Annotated in this window: 18 protein-coding genes; 9 read left to right on the top strand and 9 right to left on the bottom strand. The window is 67.0% G+C overall.

From position 1 onward, the window contains the following. The 5 genes from DMB66_RS32830 to DMB66_RS32850 all read right to left on the bottom strand — a co-directional run. Positions 1-448 (bottom strand): NAD(P)-binding protein (locus DMB66_RS32830; RefSeq protein WP_125808005.1); only part of this gene is annotated, 448 nt, incomplete at its 3' end. Positions 449-450: 2 nt separating this feature from the next. After that, positions 451-2,046: a xylulokinase gene (locus DMB66_RS32835; RefSeq protein WP_125808006.1), complete on the bottom strand. Its 1,596-nt coding sequence runs from the start codon at positions 2,044-2,046 to the stop codon at positions 451-453. Between the two features lie 169 nt (positions 2,047-2,215). Then, on the bottom strand, positions 2,216-2,860 hold the full coding sequence (locus DMB66_RS32840) for a TetR/AcrR family transcriptional regulator (RefSeq protein ID WP_125808007.1): 645 nt from the start codon (positions 2,858-2,860) through the stop codon (positions 2,216-2,218). Between the two features lie 207 nt (positions 2,861-3,067). Further along, positions 3,068-3,292: a hypothetical protein gene (locus tag DMB66_RS32845; protein ID WP_233625016.1), complete on the bottom strand. Its 225-nt coding sequence runs from the start codon at positions 3,290-3,292 to the stop codon at positions 3,068-3,070. A gap of 8 nt (positions 3,293-3,300) precedes the next feature. Continuing rightward, a complete protein-coding gene (locus DMB66_RS32850; protein WP_125808009.1) occupies positions 3,301-3,876 on the bottom strand; it encodes a hypothetical protein in 576 nt (191 codons plus the stop codon). Between the two features lie 384 nt (positions 3,877-4,260). Here DMB66_RS32850 and DMB66_RS32855 point away from each other — a divergent pair, with 384 nt between their 5' ends. The 5 genes from DMB66_RS32855 to DMB66_RS32875 all read left to right on the top strand — a co-directional run bounded on the left by DMB66_RS32855 (position 4,261) and on the right by DMB66_RS32875 (position 10,079). Further along, positions 4,261-4,833 (top strand): RNA polymerase sigma factor, encoded by a 573-nt coding sequence (locus DMB66_RS32855; RefSeq protein ID WP_125808010.1) that lies wholly within the window; start codon positions 4,261-4,263, stop codon positions 4,831-4,833. Further along, complete coding sequence (locus DMB66_RS32860) at positions 4,830-5,975, top strand: hypothetical protein (RefSeq protein WP_125808011.1); 1,146 nt, start codon at positions 4,830-4,832, stop codon at positions 5,973-5,975. Before DMB66_RS32855 ends, DMB66_RS32860 begins: the two co-directional genes overlap by 4 nt. Positions 5,976-6,241: 266 nt before the next feature. Further along, positions 6,242-6,976 carry an NUDIX domain-containing protein gene (locus DMB66_RS32865; protein WP_125808028.1) on the top strand — a complete coding sequence of 245 codons (735 nt, stop codon included), beginning with the start codon at positions 6,242-6,244 and terminating at the stop codon, positions 6,974-6,976. Further along, complete coding sequence (locus tag DMB66_RS32870; RefSeq protein WP_125808012.1) at positions 6,973-8,091, top strand: 5'-methylthioadenosine/S-adenosylhomocysteine nucleosidase; 1,119 nt, start codon at positions 6,973-6,975, stop codon at positions 8,089-8,091. The genes DMB66_RS32865 and DMB66_RS32870 overlap by 4 nt, the downstream gene beginning before the upstream one ends. Then, positions 8,088-10,079, top strand: a complete 1,992-nt coding sequence (locus DMB66_RS32875) for a hypothetical protein (protein WP_125808013.1) — start codon at positions 8,088-8,090, stop codon at positions 10,077-10,079. The genes DMB66_RS32870 and DMB66_RS32875 overlap by 4 nt, the downstream gene beginning before the upstream one ends. A 181-nt stretch (positions 10,080-10,260) precedes the next feature. Here the strand turns inward: DMB66_RS32875 and DMB66_RS32880 are convergent, their stop codons facing one another. Further along, positions 10,261-10,686, bottom strand: a complete 426-nt coding sequence (locus DMB66_RS32880) for a hypothetical protein (protein WP_125808014.1) — start codon at positions 10,684-10,686, stop codon at positions 10,261-10,263. A gap of 903 nt (positions 10,687-11,589) precedes the next feature. On the opposite strand from DMB66_RS32880, the gene DMB66_RS32885 reads away from it, so the two are divergent. Next, positions 11,590-13,782, top strand: a complete 2,193-nt coding sequence (locus DMB66_RS32885; RefSeq protein ID WP_125808015.1) for a tetratricopeptide repeat protein — start codon at positions 11,590-11,592, stop codon at positions 13,780-13,782. A gap of 263 nt (positions 13,783-14,045) precedes the next feature. Here DMB66_RS32885 and DMB66_RS32890 read toward each other — a convergent pair whose 3' ends face one another. Continuing rightward, a complete protein-coding gene (locus DMB66_RS32890) occupies positions 14,046-15,269 on the bottom strand; it encodes a hypothetical protein (RefSeq protein WP_125808016.1) in 1,224 nt (407 codons plus the stop codon). A gap of 286 nt (positions 15,270-15,555) precedes the next feature. Here DMB66_RS32890 and DMB66_RS32895 point away from each other — a divergent pair, with 286 nt between their 5' ends. Both DMB66_RS32895 and DMB66_RS32900 read left to right on the top strand, forming a co-directional pair. After that, positions 15,556-18,465, top strand: a complete 2,910-nt coding sequence (locus DMB66_RS32895) for a BTAD domain-containing putative transcriptional regulator (RefSeq protein ID WP_158647456.1) — start codon at positions 15,556-15,558, stop codon at positions 18,463-18,465. Between the two features lie 206 nt (positions 18,466-18,671). Then, on the top strand, positions 18,672-19,244 hold the full coding sequence (locus DMB66_RS32900) for a hypothetical protein (RefSeq protein WP_125808018.1): 573 nt from the start codon (positions 18,672-18,674) through the stop codon (positions 19,242-19,244). A gap of 126 nt (positions 19,245-19,370) precedes the next feature. Here DMB66_RS32900 and DMB66_RS32905 read toward each other — a convergent pair whose 3' ends face one another. Then, the gene (locus DMB66_RS32905) at positions 19,371-20,513 is read right to left on the bottom strand and encodes a hypothetical protein (protein WP_125808019.1); all 1,143 of its coding nucleotides are present in this window, start codon (positions 20,511-20,513) and stop codon (positions 19,371-19,373) included. Beyond that, positions 20,510-20,821, bottom strand: coding sequence for a hypothetical protein (locus tag DMB66_RS32910; protein ID WP_125808020.1), 312 nt, complete (start codon positions 20,819-20,821; stop codon positions 20,510-20,512). The genes DMB66_RS32905 and DMB66_RS32910 overlap by 4 nt, the downstream gene beginning before the upstream one ends. 306 nt (positions 20,822-21,127) lie before the next feature. On the opposite strand from DMB66_RS32910, the gene DMB66_RS32915 reads away from it, so the two are divergent. Continuing rightward, a complete protein-coding gene (locus DMB66_RS32915) occupies positions 21,128-23,008 on the top strand; it encodes a WD40 repeat domain-containing protein (protein ID WP_125808021.1) in 1,881 nt (626 codons plus the stop codon). Positions 23,009-23,102: the final 94 nt, after the last annotated feature.

Genomic DNA, 23,102 nt, shown 5'->3' on the forward strand with positions numbered 1-23,102 from the left:
GGCTGGTATCGACCACGAGTTCGCCGTCCGGGTCGCTGTCGGCACGCCGGACGGCGGTGACCGTCACCGGACGCAGGATGGGCAGGTCTGTTAGCCGCTCGAAGGCCGCGAAGTAGTGCGGGACCGCCGTGCGGCTGGGCTCGGCAGGATCGATGGGCGGTTTCGGGAAGCCGGGCAGGTCGAAGATGCCGTTCACAGTCGCCATCCGCAGCGACTGCCACCGGTGGCGCCAGGCTCCTCCCGGCTCGGGTTCGGCATCGACCACCACGAAGGTCCGGGCGGAGTCCGGCATCGTCAACGCGCTGTGGAAGCCGCGTCGCTTGAGGTGATAGGCGGCCGACAGACCGGACTGCCCACCTCCGATGACCACCACGGTCGCCCTTCGAGTCGCCTCCCGGTTCTGCGGCGACAGGCCGTCGTCAGCTGTATTCCGGCCGAGTCCGATCATGCTCAGAGGTGCTCGACGGCGGCCTGTTCCACCGGCAACGCGGCTACGTACCGACGGATGAACGTCTCGAAACCGGCGACGTCGGCCTCGGCCGGCGTCTCGGTGCGCAGAGACACGTCGACGAAGACCTGGCCGGCGAGATAGTCGGCCAGACTTTGCGCGGGGTCTCGGTCGCGCAGGAACGCGGCCAGCACGGCGATGCCCCATGCCCCGCCCTCAGCGGCGACGTCGCCGACGGAGACCGGGACGTTGACCGCGGCGGCCAGGAACTGCTGCGCAACGCCCTTGGTCTTGAACAGCCCGCCGTGGGCGAACATCCGATCCAGCCGTACGCCCTCGTTCTTCTGCAGCACCTCCATGCCGATCCGTAGCGTGGCCAGCGAGGCGAACAAGTGCGTCCGCATGAACGTGGCCAGGTCGAAGCGACTGTCAGGGGAACGAACGAACAGCGGTCGACCCTCTTCCAGGCCGGTGATCGGCTCACCGGAGAGATAGTTGTACGACATCAGGCCACCGCAGTCGGGCGCGCCGGCCAACGCCGCGGTGAACAACGTCTCGAAGATCGTCGACAAGCCCGCCTTCACGCCGAGAGCCTCCGCGAACTCCGCGAACAAGCCCACCCACGCGTTCAGCTCACTCGCCCCGTTGTTGCAGTGCACCATCGCGACCAGGTCACCGGCCGGCGTGGTGACCAGGTCCAACTCGCGGTGCACACGACTGAGCGGCTGCTCGAGGACGACCATGGCGAAGATGCTCGTGCCGGCGGAGACATTGCCGGTTCGCGGCGCGACCGAATTCGTGGCCACCATGCCCGTGCCGGCGTCTCCCTCGGGCGGGCACAGCGGGGCCCCCGGGCTCAGCCGACCGGTGGGGTCGAGCAGTTTCGCTCCCTTGTCGGTGAGCTGACCGGCCGGCTGGCCGGCAACCTTGATCGCCGGCAGCAGGTCGACCAGCGTCAGGTCCACTCCGGCGCCGGCGACGAGCTGGTCGAACCGAGCCAGCATCGTGGCGTCATAGCCGCCGGTGCTGATATCGATCGGGAACATGCCGCTGGCATCGCCGACCCCGAGCACCTTCTCACCGGTGAGCTGCCAGTGCACGTACCCCGCCAAGGTCGTCAGGTGTGCCAGGCGCCCGACGTGGTCTTCGCCGTTCAGGATCGCTTGGTACAGGTGCGCGACACTCCACCTGTGGGGGATGCTGTGCCCGAACTCCGCACTCAACCGCTCTGTCGCCTCGCCGGTGTTGGTGTTACGCCACGTGCGGAACGGCGTCAGCAGTTCGTCGTCGGCGTCGAAAGCCAGATAGCCGTGCATCATCGCGGACACGCCGAGCGCCCCGACCGTGGTCAACTCGACGCCGTACCGCTGCCGGACGTCGGCGGCCAGCGCCGCGTAACAGTCCCGCAGCCCGTTCCGGACTGCCTCGAGGGAGTACGTCCACATCCGGTCGACGAACTGGTTCTCCCAGTCGTGGCCGCCGACCGCGAGCGACTCATGATCGGGTCCGATCAGCACCGCCTTGATCCTGGTCGAACCGAGCTCGATCCCGAGGGCAGTGCGGCCCTCGGCGATATCAGCAACGATGTCGGTCACCATGTCTGAAGAACCCTCCGCTCAGCGGTGTAGACCCGGACGCTCACCTTGGCACTACCACCGCGATCATCCACGACCGCTGGAAATTCTGGACGAGTTCGCCGGGTGAGTGCCCCGCGCGTCCGGCGCCGTCGCTGTCCGGCGCTGACGGAGGCACTCACCGAGGACCGAGTCAGGACCGGTGCGGGAGGAGTCCGCGCATCACGAGATTGGCCATCGCCTCCGCGGACTCCTCCCGCTCCCGGACGTTCCAGTCGCGGGACCGGCCCAGCCGATAGGCCAGCGGCTCGTGAGTCATGGCCAGTGCCGGTCCGGTGATCGCGAAGAAGACCATGTCCATCGCCGTCCGCGGCATCCGGCCGGTGGCCATGAGCCGCTCGACGGTCGGTCGGATGCCGGCCCAGAACGGCTCGATGAAATGCTCGTGCAGATAGTCCAGGCGATCGGAGTCACGCACCGACTCATCCGCGACCAGCCGGTTCACATCGGGAGTCTGTGCCGCCGCCCGGTAGAAGCGGGTGACCGTGGCGACGAGAAGCTCCTCGTCCGGGAGCTCCCCGATGACGGCCTTCAACTCTTCGCCACGCTCACGCATCGCGGCATCCACCACGGCCCGCCAGAAACGCGCCTTGGACCCGTAACGGTCATTGACGAAGTTGTGGCTGACCTTCAACCGCCGGGCCAACTCGCGCACGGTGGTCGCCTCATAGCCCAGCTCGGCGAAGGTGTCGAGACCCCGCCGAAGGATCTCGTCCTCGGTGAGGGCGACGGAGATGCTCCTGCTCCCAGTCGTACGGTCCCGGGCGTCCGCGGTCACTGGAGTGCTCCTCGTTCGATCATGCTAACCGCGCCAGGCCGGCACTGACCTCGGCGGCTGCGCGCGGGGCACCGGCCCGCGGCGCCACGCCCACCATCATGCCGCAATCCCCCGGCCGCATCGCCACACGCTCGGCCCAAGGCGAAGCCGGCGAGGCTCGGCGTACTTCGCCTTGACCAGCGAGACACGCGTGGGCTCGGCCGAACCTCAACTGGCGAAGACGACGCCCGGCGGAAACTCGCCTTGATCCTGCCAGGCCCGTTTGATCTTCGCTGCTACCGCGCCGGCGGCAGGATCGAACCGGCCGTCCTCGGGCGCTATCTGCCAGGTGCGCTTGTCGATGGTCAGCACCCGATCAAACTGCCGATCGAGCCCGAATTCGTACCGAACCTCGTCCGCGGTCTCCGCGACCTTTCGCCCGACCACCATCATGCCCACGGTTACCTCCAGGGTCTCGAATAGTCCTCGTAGGTCGGGGCCGGGATCTGATTCTGCCAGTTGGAGACCTCATTGGCCGCGCGGTGGGCTTCCTCGTAGGTCGCACCCGGATGGGCGTCGTAGTAGCGTGCCTCCGCCGATTCATGCTCCAGCAACGCGATGTCCTCGGGTTTCGCGTGTCCGGAGCGTAGCCGCAGCCAGGCCTCTGCCATGTCGGGGCTGGCGTCGTACCGCCGATACACGACCCCGCCGTCGTAGTCGGAAAGCGGGTGTTCCTCGAAGAAGACGTGGTCGCGGATCCGGTCGATCTCCTCGGCCGAGAATCCCGTCGAGCCGTCAAGCCGATCGACGTCGTGCAGGTGGCTTGCGATGACGTCGGCGTCGGCATCTTCCCGGATGTGGTCGTAGGCGCTATTGGCCCACCGATCCTGGCGCTCGTAGTCCGCTGCGTCCCAGGGCCGGTTGGAATGGCCGCCGTACGAGCCGTCACGGAAATTGGCACCCGGCCCGGCAACCACACCGGAGCCTGCTCGCCCGGCGCGCGCGGCCTCCGCGATAGCGTCCTGCGCTTCCGCCACGTTCCCCGCCGCATGCGGCCGCGTCGCGGGCCCACCGTCGCCGTGTCCCCGACGCCCCGGCGATGACGCAGCGTCGCCGGTCTCGCCACTGTGCGGCCCCCTGGCACGCCCGGTCACAACCCCGAAGCTAACAGTCAACGTCCATCGATGCGATCACACAAACCTCGATCGCGCACCGTGGGGTGCGCGGGGCCCAGGCTCGGTCGGAGCACATCCTGAGCGGCCCCGTCGGGCCTCAGAGCGACGGGGGTACGGGGTGACTTGAGATCGGCCTCGACGGCGGATCCGCGGCTCGTCCTCGGACCTCGACGCCTCGGAGCCTGAACACTTTCCTGGCTGATTGGCAATGTCAGGTTGGAAGCACGGAACTTGCCGAGGAGGGCCATGGCTTCGGATGCGGATTTGATAGGCCAGTCGCTGGACGGCGATGTCGACGCCTTCGTGGAGGTGGTCGAGCGTCATGAGGCGGCCGTCGGTTCGTACCTGGTCCGCCGGGCGGGCCGCGACGCGGCAGAGGACCTGCTGGGCGAGGTTTGGGTTGCGGCGTTCGAGTCGCGGCGATCGTACGACCTGTCGTACGACGACGCGCGGCCGTGGCTGTACGGGGTGGCAATGAACCGCTTGCGTCGCTACTGGCGGTCCCGGCCGGCCGAGGACCTGGTCGCGGACGTACCGGACCTGGCTACCGGATGGGATCCGTGGGCGGCGGTGGACCTCGGCGTGGACGCCCGGGCGGTACTCCGGTCAGCCCTGATCCGGCTCAAACCCGAAGAGCGGGAGGTCCTGAGGCTGGTCGCCTGGGAGGACCTGACCGCAGCCGACGCCGCACGAACACTCGGCATGCCGGCCGGCACCGCGCGGCGGCTGCTGAGCCAGGCCAGAACGGCATTACGCGACGCGCCGGGGGTGTCCGCGCTTCTGAAGGACCGCAACAGCGCGAAGGAGAGACACCGATGACCGACGAGCTCGATCTGGTCGGTGAGTTGGGCAGCGCAGAACCACTGCGCCCAGAGGCGTATCAGCGGGCGCGAGCGGTGCTACGGGCGGCGATAGCCGACCCCACAACCGTGCGGTTGCTGGACGCGATATCAGCGAAGGACACGACTATGGAGACGACTTCGACCATGGAAACGACGACAACCACGCGGCAACACGAATCCAGCCCGGCGATTCAGCGCCGCCGCAGGATCGGTATCGCGGGCCGGCTCGGCATCGGCGCCGGGGTAGGAGTCGCCGCCGCGGCGGCGGTCGTCGCTGTGGTGCTCAGCTCGTCAGCGACCGGGGACGCGGTGACCGGCAAGGATTCACCGACCACCGCCTCAGGGCCGGCCATCGTCGACGGGTCCGCCGACCACGCGCCGCTGATGACGCTGGCCGGGTCCATCAAGACGGTCACCCCGTCGACGGGCAACGCGTGGCTGGTGAAAGCGACTCAGGTGCACGGTACCAAGACCATGCAGGTCGTCTACACCCTGTACACCGACGGTCACGCGATCTACACGGGCAACAGCGTGAAGGACATCAAGCGTGCGATCACCCGCCACCAGGACCAGATGAAGGCCGGCGGCTACGCTCCGCTGCTCAAGGCAGCCGTCGCCGCAGCGGACAGCAGCCCGGAGGACGGCCGGACCCTCATGCTCAAGGCAGCCAAGGACAAGCTGGTTGGCCTCGACCCCGCGGCCCAGCAGGCGGAGTGGGACAAGCAGCAGGCGGCGGCCCAGGTGATCATCAAGCAGAAGGGCGGCAACGCCAAGGCGAAGCCGTACAGCCCTCAAGCCGTCAAGCGGCACTTCGACAACGCCCTGTGGACCTACAGCACCCAAGCGCTGTCCGCCGGTGACGGCAACACGCAGGTCCGGTCCGGTGTACTGCGTCTGCTGTCCACCATCTCCGCGGTCAGCGTCAAGAACTCGACCACCAACGGCAAGGCCACGCTGACGATCACCGCCGGCCCCGAGGTGTTCGGCGGCGAGGGCGGCGAGGTGCTGACCATCGACGCCAAGACCGGCATGCTGATCAAGGACGTATCCACCGTACCGGGCCTACCCCAAGCCACCACCACCTACGAATCCTCCCGGGTGACGACAGCCCGCCTCTAGACCAGCAACTCCCACCCACCAGCATTCCGGCAGACGGGCGCAACACGCCCGGCGTTCGGCGACGGTGCGGGCCGCCTCCCCAGGCGGCCCGCACCGTCGCTTTGTTGTCTCACCCCGGAGCCAGAATCCGGACGATGTTCCGGCGATCGGCTTGCTGAAGTCGATCGAGTCGGAACCCGCCTCAACCCAGCATGACATTGATGATCCTCTAAGTTGGCATGATCAGGATGCTGATTGTCAGACTGACAATCCCGTACGGTGTGTACATGGAAGATGACCCTTGGTCTCCCCCATTGGTGTTGCTCGCCGTCGACTTAGTGATCTTGACGCTGCGGGATTCCCACCTGCGCGTCTTGCTCGTCGAACGTGGCGTCGACCCGTACCGGGGCGAGATGGCTCTACCGGGCGGGTTCCTCAATCATCTCGGCGAGGACATCGGCGACGCGGCACAGCGGGAGCTCGCCGAGGAAACCGGTCTTGCCGTCGACTCTCTGCACCTGGAGCAACTTGGCCTCTATGGTGCTCCCGGGCGTGACCCGCGCGGCCGAGTTATCTCCGTGGCGTATCTGGCGATCCTGCCGCGCCTGCCCTGGCCAGTCGCCGGCACGGATGCGGCCGGCGCTCATTGGGAGCCGGCGGAGCGAGTGCTGTCCGGGAGTCTGCGAGTCGCCTTCGACCACCGCCGGATCGTCACCGATGGTGTCGAACGTGCACGTCAAAAGCTCGAGCGTTCCACCCTGGCTACCGCATTCTGCGGGTCTGTCTTCACCCTCGCCGAGCTGAAGCGAGTGTACGAGGCCGTATGGGGCGTCCGGCTCGACCCACGCAATTTCTATCGCAAGGTCCAAAGTGCTGACGGCTTCGTCGTGGCGGCCGGATCAGCTCGAGCGGCCGACTCGGGGCGCCTCGCCCGGCTCTTCCGGGCCGGCCCGTCGAAGGTCCTGTACCCGCCGATGGTCCGATCCGCCGAAGTTGCCGACAAGGAAGGAGCAGTCCGATGAAACCTCGGCCAATCGTCATCCTGACCGCCTTGGATCTGGAGTACCGAGCGGTCAGCAAAATGCTGGTCGACCCTGAGGTGCGGACCCACGAACACGGGACCCGCTTCGAGGTGGGCCGGCTCGCCGGCAGCGGCGTCGAGGTGGCCTTGGCACTGGTCGGCAAGGGCACGCATCCTGCGGCGGTGCTGACCGAGCGCGCAATAGGGGAATTCGCACCTGCTGCGCTGATCTTTGTCGGCATCGCCGGCGCCCTGCATTCTCACATCGCGTTGGGCGATGTTGTGGTGGCCACCCACATCTACGCCTACCACGGCGGCACCAGCGAGGACGACGGTACGAAGAGCCGGCCGCGTGTCTGGGAAACCTCGCACCGCGCCGACCAGATCGCCCGCCACCTGGCCCGCCACTCCTCCGCTCGGATCCACTTCGGTCCGATTGCCGCCGGCGAGATGGTGCTGAACTCGAAGGTCTCCGCGCAGGCGCGCTGGGTACGCGAGCACTACAACGATGCGCTGGCTATCGAAATGGAGGGTGCCGGGGTGGCCCAAGCCGGGCACCTCAGCGGAGGGCTTCCGGTCGTCGTGGTCCGGGGCATCAGCGACCGGGCCGACGGCACCAAGGAGACCACCGACCGGAATCGATGGCAGCAGAAGGCAATCGTCGATGCGGCAACGTTCGCCGCCGCACTCGCCGTCGAACTCGCCGGGCCAGCCGCCGGCGGCAGCCGTCGAAACGGGGAGAGGCCCATGACCACGGCGAATCTCACGGTTCACAACATCGCCAGCGACAACGCTTGGGTAGGTGTGCAAGCCGGCCAGGTGTACGGCGGCGTCAGCATTGGTGCCGCGCAGCACGACACGGGTGATCTCGCCGAACTGCTCGCCGACTTCCACCGGCGACTCGGTCACGCAGGCGAGGCAGGCGCCCTGGATGAGGACGACTTCGCCGCGGCCGAGGCGGAACTCTCCATCGTGCACAAATCGCTGGCGCAGAGCCCACCGGACCTGCGGACCTTGAAGACGGCACTGAAGAGGCTGCTGGGTCTGGTCAGCGAGGTGACGGAGCTCGCCACCCGCCTCACTGCGATCATCCATCTGGTCCGAGGCCTGCAGTGAGACCTGCCGAGCCAACGGTCACGAATATCGCCGAGGATTCGGCCAGAGTCGGCGTGCAAGCCGGTGTCGTACATGAGATCAACATCTACCAACTCGACCCGGACGCGTCGCCGAAACAGCAGTACGAGGTGGGAGTCCGATATCTCGACAACGGCGTGCCGCAACGAGCGCTGGAACTGATCGAGGAAGCGATCGCCAAGGGACACCTGAACAGCGAAGTCCGCTTCCACCAGCTACTGTCGCTGCTGAGCGGGCGGACCCTCCAGATGCTCTCCCAGCGGGACTTCACCAGGCTCGAAGCGGCGCGGGACCAACCCGGGTTCGGCACGGACGACTGGGTCGAAGGGGTCAGGTTCATCGAGCGGCTGCTCCGGAACATCGCGGCTGCGGACCACCACCCGATCGGGAGCGACAGTTTCGACAAGCTCGGCGACATCCAGCGAAGAAAAATCACGCGCCATTTGGAGATGTTCCTGAAGGGCCCGCTGGAGGACTACGCCTGGCGTCGCGCGATGCAGGAGGCGGCGGACAGCCAACTGGCCAGAGACCGGGCGAAACGCACCTGGAAGTTCTTCGAACCCGATCCCGCCCCTCCCCGGAGGGTCGCTCCTGAGCCGGCCTCGATCACAATCGGGGTCCGGGCCAGTTTGGCTGTTGCGGTAATCGGGAGTGTCGCCACGACGCTCTACCTCGGCTCGCTGTTGCTGCAGCGTGGTGAGTCTCTCCCCATCCTTGCGTACGTGACCGGCATCCTCGGTGGAGCGGTCTGGGCCTGGAACGGCGTCGAATGGCGCTTCCGGAACGACCGCCTACGGGCGAAGAACCGGGAATACCACACGCTGCCCAGACAGCACCGACCGCCTCCGCCGGGCGGCTTCGCCAGCCAAGTCGATCGGATATTCCGCGCGTGTTTCCGTAAATACGTTCCTGCCGGCATCGACCGGGAATCCTGGCTGGCGGAGACAGCGGGCATACGCCGCAGCATCCGCAACGAGGTGGTGAAGGCGTACCGCGACAGCCCGGTGGAGGCCGACGCGATCGCCTGGCTGATCCGCCACCGGGTAAGTGTCGTCAAGCAGCGGTGGCTGCGAAACACACTATGGGACTACCGCGAAACCTATCGGACGCCGCTGTCGAGAAAGCTGGCCGTCGTCGGCGCCGCGGCCATCAGCACGGTGGCGGGTGCTCGCGCCTTGGTGGGTGCGGTGCCGCAGGAACCTCTGCGCGCTTCTCTTGCCGTTCTCCTGATGGTGGTCAGCTACTGGGTAGCCGCGACGGCCGGCGGCCGAGTCGTCGTGGAACATCGGCGGTACGCCGACGAAATGGCCGAGAACGACGACGTCTACGCCCGGAGCCAGGCGGCATACCGGCGCTGGACTGACAAACTGAGTGATACGCCGACCGACACAGAGATGGCGGGGTGGCTGGAATGCGACCGCTTGATGCTCATGGATGCGGCGCTGCGGCACTACAAGATGCGGCCCAGCAACATGATCATGCATACGTTCATCGAGGCGCCCGCGCCGGGCTGCGAATCCGCCCGGGTGCTGCATGGGCCATGGCGCTTCTCCCGCTACCGGATGCTCGTCTTCCTGCTCACCACCGACGGTGTCCGCCAGATGGCCGCCGATCTCGACTTCTTGAAGGCGGAATTCGGAAACCGGCAGCGGACCAACTATCGCTTCGACGCGGTCGCATCGGTCCGCGTGACGGAGGGTAACCGTCACGAACGTACGTTTGAACTTGCTCTAGTTAGCGGTTACCAGTTCGAGATACCCGTGACCGGATCGGGGGAAGAGCGACTCAGGATGGGCGAGCGTCCCGGCACTGTGGCGGATCTGACGGTGGACGCGGCCGGGCTCCGCAACACGCTCCACATCCTGGAGGGCATCGCGGCCGAAGGAAAGGACTGGATTGCTCAGGAGGATCAACGCAGCGGCGAACGGATCCAACGGCTCAGCCGAGCCGTTCATGGACTGGTGGACTGACTCCGGCGACGGCCGGGAACAGCGGTGGCGGCATGCTCGAGGGCCTCGCTGCCACGCAGGGCGCATGCGGGGTGACCAACCTCGTACAACGCCGAAGTCCGGCTGGCGCGCGTCCGCCTGGACGTTAGCCGCCGGGGGCGTCCATATAGTCAAGGGCCCCTGCCGACCCCACCAGTGATGATCAATGCCTTGCTTCGGGACGACGGGGCCCGGCCTCCCCGAACGAGATGCCACCGTGTACATCGCGGGCCTGCACCACATTTCCTCCGACGGAGCTGGACAGGTTGTTGACCACGCCGCCGGTATCGACGGTCAGGTGTGGTCTGAGATCTGCCCAATGACGCCGAAGTTGCTCGTCGAAAGCCGGGTCGTCGGCGACCGTCCGCGCGAGCTCGTCGCGAAGGGCCTGGACGCGGGTGTAGTCGGCTGTCTTGGCCTCGGTCTCCACCTCGGCGAGCACCGCTTGTGCCGATTCGCGTCCCTGGAACCGGCGCCGGACCAGCCCTGTCAGTGCGGCGAACGCCGCTCTGCCGGCCTCGGTCAGCCCGTTGGCCGCTCCGGTCGCCAAGGCGAGGGCTACTGCGCCCAGAATGTCCTCGTCCGCCACGGTAGCTCCCGTCTCCGCCGATGAATCAAGCCAGGGGTCCTCGGTCGAGGATAGATGGAGGCCCATGGATGTCGGTTGGTCCCGTCAGCTTCGCGACCACACCAAAACGCCGCAGGCAGCCCTCAAGCTCCCACAACACCCACAAGGGGGGCTGCATTGACGACAAGTTGTCTCATGACTAGTATCGGTGCGTGGATCATCGCCTCCCGGGCACTCGACAGCTCGCCACAGCCCCGACCACCGACCGACCGAAGGACCGACAGTCCATCGCGAGTCAACGACCCACCAAGAAAAATGGGACTCGCCACCGCAGCGAATCCCATTCCTCGTCTAGCTATTCCACTATGTCCACTTCATCCACACTTGGACTAGGCAAAAAAGCATGACCATAATGACTATGACGATGGTGTCCAATTGACCTTTCCTTGGTGTCCGACGGCCCGGAGGCCCAAACGTCTCAAGTCACACCCGCTCACTGGACAACAAAATGGCTGACCACCAACACAGAACGGGCATGACGACGACAGAGCGCACCCCCCGAACGGGAGCAGCTCGGCCGCTGACCCATGATCTACTGAGATTCCACCGCCAGGCAAGTCACGACTTACCCCCTAAGGGACGCTTAAGAATACGACGATAATGTCATAGAAAATACCTTTTAAGGGTTTCACGGCTTGTTGAGCGATCCCCGCCACCAAAGTGCTGAATCGATCGCACCAAAGACCGCCTGGTTTGGCGAATGACGAGCTTCCTCATCGAACAGCAACCTACCTAAGCGACCGTTCGGTAACATACGCCGTTGTTCGACAGCTTTTTTCCACGGCGACGGTCAGTTGCGCTCCGCCCACAGCAACCCGTCAGTCGGTGAAAGCGTCCGGATCGGCGTCGCAAAGGAGTAGTGACTTGCGGGGCTACTCGTTCGGTGCCGGAAATACACACCCGGCAACCATCAATACAGCGGGTGTCGTGGTCGGCACGAGCTTGCAGGCGGGGAGCATCGCAGGCGGCGTGCACTTCCACCACAAGTCACCACCGCCCGGCACACCTCGTCAGCTGGTCGCTCCTTCCCGCTTCTTCGTCGGCCGCGAGGAAGAACTGTCGAAGCTGCGGAGTCTCCTCGCCGCACCCGGCCGCGCCCTGGCCGTGCTGAGCGGCCCAGGCGGCATCGGCAAGACCGGCCTGGCCCGGAGATGGGCAGAAGACAACAAGGACGCGTTTCCCGACGGGCAGCTGCACATCGACCTCGGTGGTGTCGGCTATGACTCACCGCTCGACCCCGGTGAGGCGTTGGGGGTGTTCCTCAGAGCGTTGGGAGTGCCGTCCGCAGAACTTCCACCCAGTCTCCAGGAACTGGCCGCTCTCTACCGGTCGCGAACAGCCGACCGCGCGTTGCTCGTCCTTCTGGAGAATGCGCACTCCGCCGCACAGGTACGGGTACTGCTCCCTTCGTCGAGTTCCGGCATGGCGCTGGTCACGAGCCGGAGTCGCCTGGCTGGACTGATCCCGGAAGGCGGGGTGCTCATCGAGGTGCCGCCCTTGTCCCTGGCGGAATCGCTGAATCTGCTGACGCATATCGTGGGGCCGCAACGGGTTGCCCGGGAGCGCCAGGAGGCCGAGCATCTCGCGGCGACTTGCGGAGGGCTTCCGATCGCCCTGTGCCTGGTGGGTGCGAGATTGGCGGCTCGGCCACGGTTGACCCTGGCGCGCGTTTCACGAGATCTCAGCGACGAAACGAGTCGGCTCACTGTGCTCGACAGATCGCAGGACGCCTCAATCCTGGCCACGTTCGACTGGTCGTACCGAGCGCTCGGGGCCGCCCCGGCGGCGCTGTATCGCAGGCTCGCGCTGCACCCGGGTCAGGAATTCGGGCTGGGACCAATCGTGGCAGTGACGTCTGGCCTGCCGGGTGCCGGGCCAGCAGCTGATGGCGGCGGGCACGCGGAGATCCTGCTCGAGGCGAACATGCTGCAGGAGGTGACCGAGGAGAGATTTCAGTTCCACGATCTGCTTCGGCTGCACGCGCTGCGGAAGGCGGATGCCGAGGATACGAGTGCGGAGCGGGCGCAGGCTCTGCTCGCCATGCTTGAGTGGTATCTCGCTGCCGCCGCTGTGGCCGACGAAATCGTCACGCCGTACCGCCGCCGGTTGCCATACGTGTACTTCACCGATCCAGGGGAGCTGCCCTCGCCCGCGACCCGTGATGAGGCATTGACCTGGTTGGACCGCGAAAGGCTCAACCTCATGTCCGCCGCCGGTGCGGCGCTGGAGCATGGCTGGGCCGAGCTCTCTTGGCAGCTGGCGGACGTGATCTGGGCACTGCTGTTGTATCGGAAGCACTATCGTGACAGGCGGATCATCGATGCTCGCGGCGTCGAGGCTGCTCGTCTCTGGGGCAACGCGTGGGCCGAAGGCCGCATGCTGAAACGCCTCGGCCGCACCTGCACCGTGGTCGGCGACCATCGAGCCGCCGAGGAGCATCTACAGACCGCGATGCTGCGAAGCAACGAGGCCGGCGATGCCCACGGCGCCGAAGAGGCTCACGAGATGTTGGCCGCGCTGTATCGCGACTCCGGTAGGGAAGCTTTGGCCCTGGAAACGTTCCACCAGGTTCTGCAGGCCAAGCGCGGCCTCGGCGAAAGCCGCAATGTCGGGCTTACCCTGATCAATATCGGGATGCTCCAGTCTCGGATGGGCCGGGCCGGTGAAGCCATCGTGGCCCTGCGGCAGGCCGAGGCGCTGCTCACTCAGCTAGCTGACGCGGACCCGTACAACCTTTTCCGGGTGAAGATCGGGCTCGCTGGTGCCTACCTGCACCTGGGTGAGCTTCGCACGGCCCAGGCCGCCGCGGCCGAGGCAGGAGAAGGGATGCGAACCTTGGGGTCAGCGTTCGAACACGCGGAAGCTCTCGACCTGTTGGGCCTGATCTCCGAAAGACGCGGAGATTTGTTCAGCGCCCGCCGTCACTTCACCACAGCACTGGACATCTACGACAGCCTGGGTTCCTCGCGCGCCGGCGGCATGCGCGCGAGGATCGACGGGCTCGCCGGCAGTGACGCACCACCAGAAGTAAAGGGCGCGGGCAAAGACATCGACTGAGCCGGACGAGAGACCGAGACGGTCGGCGAAGCGCAATGCCACCACCGTCCCGTCCCTCGTCCCCGCCTCCAGGTGGCGCGGTGTGACAGCGATCAGAACAATCGTCAATCCTGGATATCGCCGGAACAGGCCAGCGAACTGCCCCCGGTTGTCGCTGCTGTCCCGGTTGTCCGCACGGACGATCAGCACGTCCGCGAGCGCAACCGGGGAGCAAAGGGACGTACCCGGGAAGTCGCGGACAATGACCGGCTCCTGCCGGTCATTCATGATCGATCTCCGGCGGCTGTGGACTGAGGAACCGCCACAGCCGCGAGTGCTCGATGTCTGCCCGGCTCGCGAAGACCCAGCAGCTGGTAAAGCGCGTGACGCACGAGACCACGGGATCGTCCCGGCCGCGAAGTGATCGCCGCCGCAACGCGGGGGAAGTCGACAGGCCGCGCGGCCCGCACCTGGGCACGGATGGATCTTGACGGGTCCAGTCGGCCGGCGCTGTCGATCGCCAGCGCCTGGGGTGAGCCGGGCGCGACCTTCTCGGGTCCTCGCATGGTCCGGCAGAGGATCGGCAAACCGATCGCGGCCGCGTAGGCGGTGACAGAGCCGTAGTCACCAACCAGAACGTCAGCGGCGGCCACGACGGCGCGCCAGTCGTCGCACGGGTCGGGAAGGAGCATCCCAGCCTCCTGGCAGTCCTGCGTCCAGGCGCGTATCTGGCGCTGACCGTGCGCGCCCCACACCGCGGGATGCAACAGCGTCGCGACCCGGAACCGTCGCGGGGACAACTGATTCATGATCTGCGGGAGAAGGCCAGGATCGCCGCCGAAGAGGCCATGGTGTCCCCAGGTCGAACTGACAACAACGAGTTGCTGATCGTCGTCAATTCCGAGCGCACGTCGATATCGCTCCCGCAAGGGCAGACTTGCAACGAGCCGGTCGAAGCAGACATCGCCCGCGACAACCGCCGCTCCGAGCGCCTCAGGGCACTGGCGTGACAGGACATCGCGTTCTTTCTCGTGAGCCAGCAAAATTTTCGATGCCAGAATGCGCCCGTCGCGTGCCAAACGCTGCGCATCGAGGCCGTACACCGTTGGTGTTCTCAGCGGCGGCCCGCCGCGGGCGGGCCGGATGGCGATCTTGGCGCGGCCCGCTCCGTGCGCCATCACCATCAGGGGGCCATGAAGCTCATGCAGTCCGCCGTGCGAGGCGGCGATCACTACATCGAAAGTCTCTCTGGTGGCCTGCTCCCACGACAAGACGACGGCGCCAAGTGCCCGTAGATGATGTTTCACACCGACGTTGAAGACGTCCGGTGCCACGGTGAACACGACCTGCACCCGTGGATCGCACTCGACCAGCTCGACCACGTCGAGCAGCCGATGACACGTCGCCATGGTGTGGGCCACCACCAGCACCGTGCGGCAGTCGACACGGGAAACCCATCGCCGCGAGTCGATACCAATCGGTGCCTGAATCCATTCATGATCCATCATTCGGACCTCGCCCCCTCCGCGGTGATTCGACGCCCACAGCGTGCGGCCAACGAGTTGTCCGCATGATGGCGCGCGAGGTTGCAAAGCGCTTGCACGAGAAATCGCAATGACGTGTCAGATCTAGCGCAGTACGCGCAAAGAAGGGTGAACCAGCGCAGCGAACATGCCGTGAGTGATGGTTGAGGGACACGGGGTGAGGGGGCCATTGATGTTCGGGATACTCGGTCCGACGGAACTGATCAACAACGGCAGGAATGTTCCACTCGGGGCCGCTAAACAACGAGGCATGCTCGCCGTGCTGTTGTACCGCGTCGGAGAACCCGTCCGCGTGGAAATGATCGCGGAGCACCTCTGGCGGGACGCAGCCAGCACCGATCGCCGAAGAACGTTGTACTCGCTCGCCAGCAGGTTACGGGCGGTCCTCAGCCAGGTGGGACTAACTGATGTGCTCACCCGGGTCAACGGTTCGGGAGCCTATCGTCTCGACATCAGTCCTCAGTATGTGGACTTTCATCAGTTCCGGCATGCCCTGGCGGAGGCTCGTGAGGCGACATCCACCGGCGACTTCGAGCGCTCGGCGACCACCTTGGTCAATGCTCTGACGCTGTGGCGGGGAGAACCACTTGCGGAACTGTGCGGCCCGCACGCGGATGACCTACGTCGACAGCTGAACGAGAAGTTGCTCGACGCCCACAAGCTTCTGGCGCACAGTTGGCTGCGGGCCGGCAGACCCGAATCCGTGCTCACCCAACTCGAACCCATCGTCCGGGATCACGATCTCGACGAGGCGCTCGCCCGGTCGTGGATCACCGCGCTGACGGCGACCGGTCGGCAGGACGAAGCTCGGCGTTTTCTCGTCAACTTCCAGCGACGATTCCGCCGGGAGATGCACGCCGAGCCGGCCATAGACCCGAACACAATCACGGCGCCGCACGACGCCGCCGGCTGCTCAAGTCCCGGCAGAGCACCGCGTCGGCTGCCGAAGGGCATCAACGACTTCACGGGCCGCGACGTCGTCCTCGGGGAACTCGACACCCTCGTGGCTCCCGACCAGCCGAACGGCCACGTCGTCGTCATCACGGGGATGCCAGGGGTCGGCAAGACCACCCTGGCGACGCACTGGGCACACCGCAACCGTGACCGCTTCCCCGGCGGACAGCTGTACCTGGACGCGAGCGCGTACGGGCCGGCGCCGCCGGTGGACCCCAACGACGCGCTGGACCGATTCCTGCGAGCGCTCGAGGTGCCGCCTGATCGCATGCCCCGCACGTTCGAGCAGCGACGGGACCGCTTCAACCAACTCCTCACGGGGCGCAGGATGTTGATCGTTCTGGACAATGTGCTCGACTGCCCCCAAGCCCGGGCATTGATTCCCGACGCCGACGACTGCGCGACCATCATTACCAGCCGCACCAGGCTCGGTGGACTTACCATCCGCAACGGAGTCCGACACGTCACCGTCGCGCCGCTGGACGAGACCGAGTCGGTGCAGCTGCTCCGCCAGGTGATCGGGGAATCACGAGCAGAGACCGAACCGGACTGCTTGACACTCCTGGCGCGACTGGCCAACGGGCTGCCCCTGGCCCTGCGCGTGATCGGCGAACACATCGCGCAGCGGCCCCTGGCCGCAATCAGCGATCTCTCCAATGAACTCCACGGCCGCCTGCTCGCCGCCAGCGGCGAGATCGATGAGGCAACCTCTCTGCCCACCGTCTTCGCCTGGTCGTATGACGCTCTGAGCAGCGACACCGCCCGTTTGTTCCGCCGGCTTGCCCTTCATCCCGGCCCGAACGTCAGCGCCGAAGCGGCCGGCGCGCTTACCGCCTGCGAAGCCGGCCGGGCTCAACCGCTCCTCAACGGACTCGCCAAAGCCCACCTGATCAACCATGACACCTCCCGCCGCTATCGCTTTCACGACCTCCTACGGCTCTACGCCTTGGACCGCAGTGCCATCGAGGACAACAAACACGAGACCGACCAGGCGCTGCGCAGGCTGCTGGACTGGTACCTGCTGTCCGCGGCCGCAGCCGCAGCCGCTCTGGCACCGGAATGGCCGGCGATGCCAGACCTGCCCAACTCCCCTGAGACCAGACCGATGTCCTTCGCAACGGACGTCGAGGCCATGAAGTGGTGTCAGACCGAGCGGGCGAACCTGTGTGCCGTGAGCAGGTGGGCAGCGCAGAACGGCTTCGACCGCCACGGCTGGCAGATACCGGGCGTCATTCACGAGATCTTCGAACGGTATGGCCGTCAGGACGACATCCTGCACCTCAACAAGCTGGCGCTCGCATCGGCACAGCGTGATGGACACGAGATCGGGCAGATCGGCACGCTGACCAATCTGGGTGCCACCTACCTGACCATGCACTCGTACCAGCATGCGGCAGAGAGCTTCGCCGCCGCCCGACAACTGGCTCGTAGCACCGGCCACATCGAGGCGGAGACCATCTGTGCGCACAATCTCGGCTCCGCCTATCTGAGCTCGGGTCGGGCCGTCGAGGCCATCAACATCTACGAGCAGGCGCTGACCGTCTGCCGCAGGACGGCCGAATCAGCCGGCGAGGCGGCCGTACTGCACCGGCTTGGTGACGCCTACCTGGATCTCGGAAAGTACCGACAATCCGCAGCGCACTACTTCGGGGCGCTGCGGATACGGGAACGCATCGGATCGCTACGTGGTAGCGGAGCGACCCACGGCAGACTGGGCAACCTCCGTCTGCACACCGGTGAGCTGGAACTGGCAAGGGAACACTGTGGCATCGCACTGGAAATTCACGACCGGACCCAGGATCAGGCAGCACGCTGCGACACCATGATCACAATGGCCGACGTTCACGTTCGCCTGGCGATGCCGCACGAGGCAGTCAAGTTCGGCCAGCAAGCGGTGAACATAAGCGACGAGATAGGGGACTCGCACCGACGCGTCCGCGCACTCGCAACGCTGGCTGACGCGCTCACGGCGGTGGGCGCGACTGCGGCAGCCCACCGTACGTGCCGCACGGCCCTACGGATCCTCGCCGACGTGGCAGGCGACGGCCCCAGCGGGCTCGGCGACCGCATCCTGGCTACGCAGCGAGCCCTGGCAGACGACACTTCGGACAACGGCCGGGGAGACCATGTAGACGCGGCGCCCGTACCTGCCCATTCATGCGCGTACCGCTCGAACGAGCCCGGCCCGGTCGTATCGGCCGCCTGACGGTGGCCAGGGCCTGGTGTGAACTGCGCCGGTCCCATCCTTCTCCAGCCGACTGGCAGGAGGCGGCGGTCGTGGTCGACCTCCAACCAGATCGCGTTGCTTCGCAGCGCCAAGGAGCCGCACGACGAAGTCAGAGTCTCCCCACGAACAACTGTTCATCCTTGTCGGGGGTTGTCACAATCGGCGCCGTAGCCGGGTAGGTGGGGGTGAAGTTGTTGTCGTTCCTTGACCGGATAGCACCGTTCCTCTGGATCCTCGTGGGAATCTGCATCATCGGGTTGGCCTCCGAAGTGTTCGGCATCATGCAGCAGATCCCCGTCCAGCGCGGGATAGACGCGCATCCGGTGCGTCTCTCCGGCACCTTCACGGAGCTGGACAAAGAGGGAAAATTCCACGACGACAAGCACTACATTTCGTACGCCTATCAGGATCGCTCGTTCAGCACGCCACTGCGCGGAATCCCCGGCAACCCCGACCTCGGCGCGACCGTATGCGTGGAGATCGACGCCACCAAACCCGAGAACATCCGTCCCTGCGACACCCGGGGAGGCCTCGGCGACAGCCTGTCCGGTCTGATCTGGGGCGGCAGCATCCTCGCGGCCGCCCTCCTGGCCTTGTGGGCCCGAAACGACTTCGCCTGGGGCTTCGACTGGCGGCGGGAGAACAAACGGCCCGAGCGCCCACATCCCTCGACCATGCGACGTAAACCGACCCGCCGAGACCGGAGGAAGGCGCGCAAGGCTCTACGGGAGGCCGAGGAGGAACTCACCGGCTGGTGATCGTCAGCCGCTTCTGACCAGCGGGAGTGGGATGCCCAGCTCACGACGCAGCCGAGCGACCTCATCGTCGGTCACCGCGTCAACGGAACCACCGGTCAACTTGCACAAGCCGGCCACGCAGCCAGGTCAGTTCAGCCGCACCCGGTCGAACCGATCGATCAAGCTCGGCTTGCGGGCATGCCGCTCCCGCAGCCGGGCCATCTGCTCCGCGAACTCGAAGATCTCACCCTCCCGTACCGCCAGCGCCTGAAGATCCAGCAGCAGGGTGGCCGCCGCGTCGTAATCCTTCGGCCGCTTCGTCGCGATCAGTTCATCCACCTGGTTCCAAGCTTGCACCAGGTGCCGTGCCAGCGCGTCCAAGCGCTGCTCGCGGGCCGCGGCAGCCGTCTCCTCACGACGTCGACGCTCGGCCGCCTCACGCTCCCGGATCTGCTGCTGCCGGACAGCCCAGCGCTTCTCCGCCGCGGCGAGCAGATCACCTGCGGCCCGCCTCGTCCCGGCGGCTGGATCCTCCTCCGTCGCGCCGTGGAATCGGCGCAGCAACTCCGATCTCAGCAACCCGCCGTCACCGCGCAGCACCCGCAGCAGCACCTCGTCCTTGTCCGCCTCCGGCAACCGCTTCACCCAGCGGCGTAGGACGGCGGCCGAGGGCTCCTTCTCGGGCAACGGCCGGCTCGCCGCTGCCGCCACGCCCAGCAGATCGGCGTCGAGGCGAAGGAAGTCAGCCAGGGCCTGCAACGACCCGCTCAGTCTGGACAGCCCCGCCGGGACCGGCGGCTCCGGCTCGTCGTCCGCCAGTTCCCGATTCTGGACACACAGCAGCCAGGCCAGATACAGCAGCCGCTGATCACCGGCGGCCAGTTCCGCCCGAGCCGGAATGATCGCCGAGAGCCGCGACTCCTCGTCCCACCGCTCCTCGTCGCCGTCCTCGTCCTCACTACGAAGATCAAGGACCACATGCGTACGGGTCGTCCAGGAGCCGGCCGACTCACCGACGCAGAATCTCGCCGCCGTCTCCGGGGCCAGCGTCGCCTTGGGCAGCCGCAGCATGATCCGCCGGGTACCCCAATTCGCCAGATAGAGGTGCGCGTCGAAGTACCGCTCCATCCACTTGGCAGGATCGGTCTTGAGATCGCCCCACTGGTAGTCGTTGACGAAACTCGACGAACTGATGCGGCCCCGGGTCGACACCGCCCGCAACTCGCCCTGCTGCTTCGCCGTCAACGCCTGGTCGAGCGCCACGAACTCGTAGTACTGATACTCGCTCACTGGCCCACCCACCACCGGTACGCCTCGATCCACCGCGCACCGTCAGGCGCTGGATCCGGCAGCGGCAGGTCCAGGATGCCGATAGCCTGCCGGATCCGGCCGCGGTGACAGATCGCCACGATCCCCGACGAGCGCAGATCCACCTTCCGGACCACCACCGGCACACCGAGAACCTCGGTGTCGAACGGCACCGCCAGGTTGTCCTGGATCATGACGAACAGGCCACTGAGCTGCTCATGCTCGTCGTAGCAGTCCACGACCGCCTCGGCGACCAGAGCATCGAGCTCGGCATCACTGAGCGAAGACACCCGCGCAGGATAGGGAACGCCACCCGGCGATTCATCAGCACCCAGCCACAGCCACCACTATCCGGACAACCAGGCCGCGGTTCGCATGCAGGATCCAGGTGGGGCGGACGCGTCGCTGCGCGAACCGCACAGCACGGTTGCCGGTGATCCGCCGCCGGCAGGTTTGACCAGGTCACAGGATCGCGGCGGTGCGCGATGAGCGGCACAGTGGCGATTGGCTGCGGCTCAAGCCGCCGTGCTGCGCGGCTCGAAACAAACGTCGTCGACTTCTTCGCCGGGTAGCCCGCGGTTGAAACACTGGGGTGCATGGCCTCGACCGATGTCGATCGGGTGGTGCGTGCGGTGCTCTGGCGTCGGTGGTGGCCGGCGGGCCGGGCGCGGGTCGCGGTGGTGCCGCGGGAGCCGGGGTGTGACGTCGGCGTCGTCGCGGTGGGGCGGGCGGTGCTCGCCGACCGGCGGATCCGCCGCCGGTTCGGCCGCCACGTCGCGTGGGTGACGGCCGGCCGGGAGTGTCCCGACAGTGCCACGAGTTGGGACCTCCAGCACGGTCTTCTCACCCGGCTGAGCCCGGGAACCGCGGTGCCGTACGACGGGTGGCTGTTCCAGCGCGACCGGCTCATGCGCCGGCACCGGCGCCTGCTCCTGGTCGTCGACGACACCGGCGGCGGATGGAGCCCCGCGAACCTGTTCTCCGAACGTCGCGGGCATGTGAACCTGCTGTTGGCCGCCAACCGCGAGGGACTGCCGGCCGGGTCGGTCGTGGTCGAGGTCGACGCGGCCGCCGCCGTCAACGCGGCCCGCGCCGAGCTCGCGGCACGTGCCGGTCTCCCCGGGGACGCGGACCGCGTCGCAGAACTTGCCGTGTTCTTCCCCGGCGAACCGGTACCGGTCGGCCTGGTCCGGAGCCTGTGGCGGGTGACCGGCGGTCTCAGCCTCGACGACACCGACCGGCTGCTGCACCGGGTCGCCGGAGCGGTCGCCGTCGACGGAGGCGTCACACTCGACCCGACGGCGCACGCCGTCCTGCGCCACGACCGGCCGGCGGAGTGGTTCGCCGCGGTGGGCGCCGCCCTCGTCGACGACCTGGCGGCCCGGCTGCCCCGGGCCCGGCCCCTGATCGCCACCGGCCCCGACCGGGCCTGGTGGGAGCTCGACCCGGCCAACGCTTACCTGTGGGAGCGGCTGGTGTGGCACCTGCTTGCCGCCGGCCGTCAGCTCGAAGCCGAACTGCTGGCGGGCGACCTGCGTTGGGTCACCGCGCGACTGATGCGCACCGGTCCGGGTGGGCCGTTGCGTGACCTCATGGCGGTCGTCCCGGGTTCCACCGAACGCGTCACCACGCACCTGCGCGACGCCTACAAGCGCGCCAGCACCCGGCTGGACCCGCCGGACGACGACGTGTTGCACCACGCGCTGCGGTACGCCAACACCTGGCGCGAGGATCCGTACCGCCCCAACCCGTGGGCCGAGCAGGTGCGGGTCGTCGAGGCGGCATCGCCCCGGCCGCGGCTGGTGCCCCGCTGGCGCCCCGCCGACGATCCGCAGCGGCACGGCACGCCGGTGCCCTCGTCGTACGGGTTCGACGTCAGCCCGGACGGGCGACTGCTCGCCGTCGCCGGCGGTGGCAAGTTCGTGACGGTGACCGACCTCGTCACCGGCGAGGCGGTCGCGAGCATGAAGTGCTACTCGCGCTCGCGCGACGTCAAGTTCGGCTCCGACGGCACCTGGCTCGCCCTCCGAACCTGGGACAACTACTTCCCCGGGGTCGTAGCGGACCCACCGGTGTCCAGCACCGTTCAGGTGTGGGACATCGCGACGCAGAGCAAACGCTTTGAGATCCGGGGCCACTTCCGGTCACACATCAACGGCTTCACAATCAGCCCCGACGGCCGCCGCCTCACCACCAGCCACGAGGACGGCACCCGGGCCTGGGACACGACCACCGGTGGCGCCGCGACGGGTCCACCGAGCGGCGCCCCGGCACCGCCCGGGCCGACACGGATCAGCCCCGACGGCGTCTGGCGGGCTGAGGTCGACGGCGCCGACGTGCGGCTGTGGAACGTCGCCACCGGCGCGCCTGGGCCGGTGGCCCGCACCGCCGGCCCGCTACGCGGCGTCCGGTGGCTGCCCAAGGGCCTGCTCGCGCACGGCGACTACGGCCTCTACGTGTTCGACGTCACCGGGTGAGCTTCGGCGCCACCCGCTCGGCGATCGCGCAGTTCACCTGGTCCCTTACCGACGTCCTGCTCATTGGAGGGTAGGCCCGGCCAGCTCAAGTACT

This window comes from Actinoplanes sp. ATCC 53533, assembly GCF_003947245.1.